Raw genomic sequence first — 7,133 nt, 5'->3', positions numbered from 1 at the left:
CCATAATCCCGACTGTAAATTAGCAGGTTCAGGGGTGAATGTTAAAAACTTGGATCTAAATCCGATCGATAGCGCAACTACCGCATAACCAATTAATAATCCCAATCCGAGTAGCCATCCCGCTAAATTTGGGAGCGTAACCAGCCCTGCCCAAACTCTCACGATTAACATTGCCAAGAGCGGAATTTGCCCGAATAAAATTGTCGGTGCGATCGGAAAAATATCGGGATTTGTGCCACCTATCTGGGCGGTATTTAGAAACCAAATTGTCGCCCCCCGACGAGTAAAAGTCTTGGCAATCCCATCCTGAGCGCCACGCGGTAACATCGTCCGCCAGCTTACCAATCCTGCGATCGGATTATTGCTACTACTAAACCCTTTATCTACTTGAATACCAGCAAGTTTCGCCGCGTTTTGTTGCCAATCTTGGCGAACTATTCCTAGTGGCGCGAGGGTAGTTTCTAGCTCTGCGCCTAGAGATTGTAACTCTCTAAATCGTAGAGTTTGCGGCTCCTGTCGATGAGCGGCGAGCCAAGCTTGAATCGCTGGCTGTGCGGCTTGACGGTTTAGTTGCCGAATTGTCACATACAAGGCTTGATTGGCATCTTGCACGCAGGAAGTCGCAGGTGTGACGCTGGCACTCCCAGTACCATCACCAGTCCGATAACGCGCCGCAAAAATATTTAATTGTCGCTGTAACTCCGTCAGGGGCGAAAGTTTAATCCCGTCAAAATCATAATCCTCCGTCACAGGTGGGTAACTAATTAACAGATCCGCAACTGGGCGCGTCGCCATCCAGCCCCGCTGAAGATGCCCCTGATACGTCGCCCAATCCTGTTTTCCTGCCACGATGCCATCGGGATTGTGTGCATATACCTGATTGTATGCTACCTGCCACTCCGGTGCGCCAGTCAATGCCGATCGCGTCACCATTGCCATCCCATAGGCAAAATGCCCGGTAATAGTCTGCCAGATGTCGGCAGGATCGCCAGTTTTACCACCAATCCCACCAAATGAATGGATGACTAAGGCTTTGGTACCCAATCCTGAAAAATTTTTGGTGGACGTGCCGACAAATTTAACTTGTGATAACTTACCTTGATGCTGAGGCGTATTTTGCCAATGCTGTCGATCGAGATAATCAAACTTGGCATCTGTATCGACGATCTCCCGCTGTGATGTCAGTGTAAATAACGATCGCGGTTGGAACGCAGCAACAGTAAATACACCCGCCAGATCGCGATCTCCATAAATATACCAGCCCTGACTCCCGGCTGGAGATCGCTCCAAATCTCGAATCGAACTCGGCAATAACCCCGACTGTTTAGCTGGCATCTGAGGAATCCGAATCGTCTCGATTTGTCCCTGAAAGCCGCGAGTATTTAGATCGTAATGTCGGACACTAAAATACTCATTCAGACAGGATTTAGCATTTGGACAAGTAGTTTTATGACTATGATCCGCACCCAGAATTTTGACTAATCCGGTTAAAGTACCCGTAATCTGAGTCGGTTCGCGATCGATCGTCAAAATCGCACTCTGAGATCCAGTTTCAGGATCGACATTTACCCCAGTCAATCTTACCAATATATCGTCTACAAGTCTGGCACCTGCTAGCGACTGGAGCGCACCCACCGCCGATCTACCATTCAGCCGTTGGGGATGAATATTACCCTTGCGCTGACTGGCAATCGTCTCGGCTGTAAACCGAACATCTGTAGTCACCTGGCGAACATCTGCCTGAAGATCGGATTGAGGCTGCCATGTCAGGCGCACCTTTTTACCAATTAGCGATCGATTTAGCTCCGGTGCATGTTTAATTTCCACCCACACCCAGTCAGTCAAAGTCGATTTGGCGATCTCCTCCTGACTGGGAAGTATCAGTCTGCCAATCCACTCACCATTTGAACGATAATTGGCGCTCTGAGTGTTGTTGAGACTCGACCGATCTAAATCATCATTTGCTGCCGAAACCACCAGCGGTATAGCCGAAATCATGGGTTTCAGATCTGCCAATGTCGCAGCAGGAGACAACCATGCCCAGTACATCCCGATCGCCCACAACACCGCCACCCACCAAGATCTAAGCTTCATCACTGGCGAATTTAATTTGCGAATTTGTCTCTTACCAACCTGGTAAATCTTGCGGAACAGAAAGTGCGATCGAGACATCCCCTACTTTAACTCAACCTCGCCGTACATTCGAGGATCAGGCGTTGATTTTCGATCGCGTGGGGCTGGATATCTAGCGCCAAGCGGAACGCCCTAATCGCAGCGGAATAATTGCCCAGAGCGGCATGACACAGCCCCAATCCGTGCAGTGCGCCGAAATGGACGGGATTGAGTTCGATCGCTTTTTCACAATCGGCGATCGCGCGTTCGTAGTTTTGATTCATAAATTTCAGTACCGCTCGTCGATTCCACGCTTCAGCAAAATCTGGCAAAGCATCGACTAGATCGTCTAAAATCAAAGTAGCACCGACAACATTACCTTTAGATAGCAATCGTTCGCTTTCTTCAATCTGTTCGAGGGGAATTTTGCCTTTTTGCCAGAACCAGATGCTCCAGAGTTGACGAGTAGCGCGTTCTCGAATATTTAGATCGCTATTTTTTAGATCCAATAATAATTTATCAACTAAATTTTGATTCATAGCGGTTACTAACAAATTATTCAATTCGTAACAAAGAGCTTGGTGCAGTTAAAGATCTTGAAATAGTCTAACTGTCTACTACTATTTCAGACAAGAAGGTGCCAATTGTTACCTGTTAATATTCTTTTAGTATAATAGACCTAAGTACCGATAGACAACATCTGGCACCAACTAATTTTTGAAGATTATTTATCCTCATATATGGCTACTTATCCAGGTATTTCCAGCGAAGCTTTCAAGCATCCACTCGATCTTCAGGCAGAACAAGCTCTCCGCAGCGTTCCCGGTTTTAATTTGGTAGCGAGTAAATTTGTAGAGTTTCTCTACGAGCGACCGCAACTGGTATACCTGATGGGCAATAGCATCCAAGCTGGCCCCAGGCAGTATGCGACTATTTATGGGATGTTTCGGGAATGCGTTCGCGATCTCGATATTTATCCCGAACCGATCTTATTTGTCAGCCAAAATCCTCAAGTCAATAGTTACGCAATGGGGCAAGAAAATCCATACATTGTCATTAATACAGGCTTGCTGGATTTACTCGAAGAAAATGAAATTAAAACTGTTCTGGCTCACGAATTAGGGCATATCAAATGCGGACATACCATCCTCATTCAAATGGCAATGTGGGTAATGAATGCGGCTTCAGTTATTGGTGAGATGACTTTTGGGCTGGGCAATATCATTAGTAATGGTCTAATCGTAGCCTTTTATGAATGGCGACGCAAAGCTGAGTTATCATCAGATCGGGCAGCGCTACTCGTGATGGACGATCCGCGAGTGGTGATGACAACAATGATGAAACTTGCTGGTGGGAGTAGCAAGTATATCGATGAATGCAGTCTCGAAGAATTTATCAAGCAATCAGAAAATTATCGAAATTTAGATGAAGACGGACTGAATCAAATCTATAAGGCACTGATGTATGTAGGCGTAAATGGGATGCTCAGCCATCCTTTTCCCGTCGAACGCCTGCACTATCTCCAAGAGTGGACGAATTCTACTGAATATCGCGATATCCGACGCGGCGAATATCAACGTGTGACGATCGATACCGTCAATACCGAACCAACTGCCAGCGAAACCGCCCGATTGCAGCGCGAAATCGACGAACTGCAACGAGAGATCGACAGACGGAGATCTGAAGGTCGTTAATTATCGAGAAAATCGACGCAACAGTCCTCAACTCTGGCCGAGAGTCGCTCGGGTTGAGTAGTTTAACGCAAATTCAAATCTAGCAAAAGACAGATGATCTGCTCCCCAGATGAGATGAGAATGGGAGAGGTCGATATCTGTCGCTTTAATTTAAAAAATCGGGATAAAGTGTATTTCTTTGAAAACAAAAATTACACGCGCTTCCGCACGAGCGATATTGTCATTCTTTCTAGATTTGTTGTCACATCAGAATTTGCAGATACAATATCTTGTGGAAAGAGTAAAAAAGTTTAACTAATTTTGCATAAGCACTCAGGAAATAAATGAAGCAGTATTCTCCACTCACGATCGTTTCATACGTAATGGGGCCGCTGCTGATTATCATCAGTCACTTCGGATCGTTGCTAGTACTCAGTACTGGCTTGTCATGGGGATCTATGTTCTGGATCGGATTTTTGTATCTCACCAGGATGCTCGCAACCACAAGTATTTATCATCGCCTGCTCACCCACAAAAGCTATCAAGCTCCAGCGATCGTCTTGTGGATTGGTAGTATTATCGCATCATCCGCCGGACATATGGGGCCGAGTTGGTGGAAAGCGCACCATCTGACGCATCATCAACATTCCGACCGCGCACTCGATCCGCACTCGCCGCATACTCCGCCGCAGGGGGTTGGTGGCTTTTATTGGTCGCAGGCGGGTTGGTTATTATCCTTCCGCTTTTTTCCGGCTAAATTGCCAAGCGATGTCGAAAACGATCTCGTCCTCAAGATAATCGATCGATTACACTTTGTCCCGGTGTTAGCACTGGCGGCGATTTCTTATTGGCTGGGTGGATTGGAATATTTGGGCGCATTTTTCCTCAGTACCATGCTGTTATTTCATGGCGTCCAAACCGTGAATTCCCTCAGTCATCTATTTGGCGATCGACCATTTAATACCAACGATCTCAGCCGCAATAATGGATTTGTTGCTTTGCTAAGTTTGGGTGAAGGTTGGCACAATCTGCACCATGCGTTTCCGTCGTCTAGTCGGCATGGGATTACGATTCGTGATGGCAAGCCGATCTATCTTGTCGATCCGACGTTTGGCTTCATTAAAGTGCTGGAGTTCTTTTCGTTAGCTTCAAAACTTAAAGTCCCCAGTACCAGCGAGCTGCTGGCGCGTGCCAAAAGCCGCAAGCTGTCCCACGGCATCCCCGCGATCGTGGAAACATCTGTTAATTCTTAACCCCAGCGGTTAGGAACCGCCGTGTCTGCAAGGCAGACACTACGCGAACGGAATGCAAAGCCCGCCTGCGCAGACTAGGATAATAGTCCGCGCAGGCGGACTTTGCATCATTAGCCGCGACTTTAGTCGCAGGCATCTAAATCGGTAGCAAATCAGGTTAATTCTTAACTATCGAACACCTTGACTCCTGCTACAATTAGATTACAAGTCACAAATTGCTAGTGAGAAAGCAGATCTTGGCAATTCTCCCTCAGAGCGTTTATGCCAACGTGAAAAATCTCTAAAGATGCGATCTGGAGGCACTTTCGCAATGTGCCGCTGGCGAAGTGACTGAAATAGTCCTCTCAGCAATCGGGAAAGAAAAATGTCTAAAGAACTTTTTCCAGCGGTGAACGAGTATGTCCCTAGCGTTAGCCAGATCGCGGCTCAGACCTCGATCTCGGATCGAGCGACGCGATTGATGGCGAGCGCGTTCAATGCCACTCAAATGGCATTATCAGAGGCTTATGTTAACGGTGTTGAAATACCCGATTCGGTGTTGCGATCGATATTTCATACGTCGATGCCGATTTTATTCAAATCTGCGCCCGGTTTGGTCGCTCCTTATGAGTGGGTATTAGAGGAATCCGTGCAATTGGCGGAATCTTCGCCAGAACTGATGAAAGTGCAGTATGACTTGCCCCAAGCCATGTTGAATCAGATGTTGGGAGATTGGCAAGTTATCTATCCCAAGTACAGTATGGGCTGGTGGGAAGATGGCGCGACCGATCTCGAAACGTCTCAAATGCACATGATCGATCGAGTCATCGAACGACTAGAAATCGTCGATGGCGATAATATTTTAGATTTTGGTTGTGGTTGGGGTTGTGTGCCAAACTACATTATGTCCAAGTTTCCCAATGTCCGATTTACAGGGCTAAATCTCAGTCATCAGCAGTGCGAGTACATGCGTGACAAAATGCAAGATCCGCAAAGTTTCCTCAGTTCGGGTCGATTCACCCTGATTGAAGGCGATCTAAATCAAGTAGAGTTCGCTGAAAAGTTTGATAAGATTCTGTCGATCGGCGTTTTTTGTCATATTGGCAACCTTACTAATGCTTTCCAAAAGCTGTCATCTTTTCTTAAAAGTAATGGTAAGGTCTTGATCCATATTATTACCGCGCGACTCCCGAATAATATGTCATCTGGCTTCACTCATAAGTACATTTTTCCCCACGGTCGGTATTGGAATCATGATGCGATTCCCAGTCACGATCGCGACCTCAAAACTGTCGATCGCTGGTACCTAAATGGGATGAATTATCATTACACTATGACCGAATGGTTGCGCCGATTTGATGATGCCCAAGCAAGTATTAAGTTATTAGATTATGGGATGGATTATGCCAAGTTTCGGCGAATTTGGCGATTCTACTTAATTATGTTGGGGACAATCTTTGCGACTTGCGATGGCGAGTACAATGGTAACGGTCAATATCTAATGACTCACGTTCGATAGGAAGAAGAGAGTGTTTAATCATCAACCATCCTGAAATATATTTTAGGGCGGTTGATAATTAAATCCGCCTTACAATGACTTTTTATGCTAACAAAGCCCATTTGCCCTCACCCCGCCAGAGCCGGAGGATCTGGCGGGGTGAGGGCAAGATTGATGGGTTTTACTAACCAGATTCAGCATTAAACATTAGAGTTTTAAATATGCTCCCTTAACCTGTAAATAGTTCACAGGCGATATATACCGATGTCGATTGGACTGATTCTAACAACTTTGCCCAGCCCCAATCGTCGATTTGTTCCACACATGCTTGATATTTTTCGGCATCGGTGGGAATTAAAGCCGTTAACATTTCGATGGCGACTTGACTCAAGATTTCGGCGATCGCATTGGCACTTACCAGATCGCTACCTTTGACTAACTTACTCTTTTTGGCAACGATCTGACAGGCTTCTCTAATCGACTGTGCCGCCGCTTGTTTGGTAGTAATATCATTACTAGCCAATTGGGTAAAATAACGCTCGATCGAGTCCCATTCCGGTCGGAGATTGCGAATTAATAACTCTACCGTCCGCAGATAAATACCCAGATCGATAATTA

The 7,133-nt window shown here is 46.2% G+C and carries 6 protein-coding genes; 3 read left to right on the top strand and 3 right to left on the bottom strand.

Going from position 1 to position 7,133, the window contains the following annotated elements:
- Together RMO35_RS02450 and RMO35_RS02445 are read right to left on the bottom strand one after the other, a co-directional pair.
- The coding region (locus tag RMO35_RS02450) for a CPBP family intramembrane glutamate endopeptidase (protein ID WP_309738332.1) at positions 1–2,094 on the bottom strand (2,094 nt) is incomplete at its 3' end.
- 86 nt (positions 2,095–2,180) lie between these two features.
- A complete protein-coding gene (locus RMO35_RS02445) occupies positions 2,181–2,651 on the bottom strand; it encodes a tetratricopeptide repeat protein (RefSeq protein ID WP_309738330.1) in 471 nt (156 codons plus the stop codon).
- Positions 2,652–2,852: 201 nt separating this feature from the next.
- Here RMO35_RS02445 and RMO35_RS02440 point away from each other — a divergent pair, with 201 nt between their 5' ends.
- From RMO35_RS02440 to RMO35_RS02430, 3 genes are all read left to right on the top strand, one after another.
- Positions 2,853–3,806 (top strand): M48 family metallopeptidase, encoded by a 954-nt coding sequence (locus RMO35_RS02440; RefSeq protein WP_309738328.1) that lies wholly within the window; start codon positions 2,853–2,855, stop codon positions 3,804–3,806.
- A gap of 323 nt (positions 3,807–4,129) precedes the next feature.
- A complete protein-coding gene (locus tag RMO35_RS02435; protein WP_309738326.1) occupies positions 4,130–5,038 on the top strand; it encodes an acyl-CoA desaturase in 909 nt (302 codons plus the stop codon).
- Positions 5,039–5,498: 460 nt separating this feature from the next.
- Positions 5,499–6,536, top strand: coding sequence for an SAM-dependent methyltransferase (locus RMO35_RS02430; protein ID WP_396135591.1), 1,038 nt, complete (start codon positions 5,499–5,501; stop codon positions 6,534–6,536).
- Between the two features lie 208 nt (positions 6,537–6,744).
- On the opposite strand, the gene RMO35_RS02425 is transcribed toward RMO35_RS02430, so the two are convergent.
- The coding region (locus RMO35_RS02425) for a hypothetical protein (protein ID WP_309738323.1) at positions 6,745–7,133 on the bottom strand (389 nt) is incomplete at its 5' end.

This window comes from Chamaesiphon sp. OTE_20_metabat_361, assembly GCF_031364565.1.
Note: the sequence above shows the minus strand (reverse complement) of the source record. Positions and strands in the feature narration are given on the sequence as shown.

Coding starts and splice junctions, on each gene's coding strand:
- RMO35_RS02445 (WP_309738330.1), bottom strand. CDS start 2,651: ATGAATCAAAATTTAGTTGATAAATTATTATTGGATCTAAAAAATAGC.
- RMO35_RS02440 (WP_309738328.1), top strand. CDS start 2,853: ATGGCTACTTATCCAGGTATTTCCAGCGAAGCTTTCAAGCATCCACTC.
- RMO35_RS02435 (WP_309738326.1), top strand. CDS start 4,130: ATGAAGCAGTATTCTCCACTCACGATCGTTTCATACGTAATGGGGCCG.
- RMO35_RS02430 (WP_396135591.1), top strand. CDS start 5,499: ATGGCGAGCGCGTTCAATGCCACTCAAATGGCATTATCAGAGGCTTAT.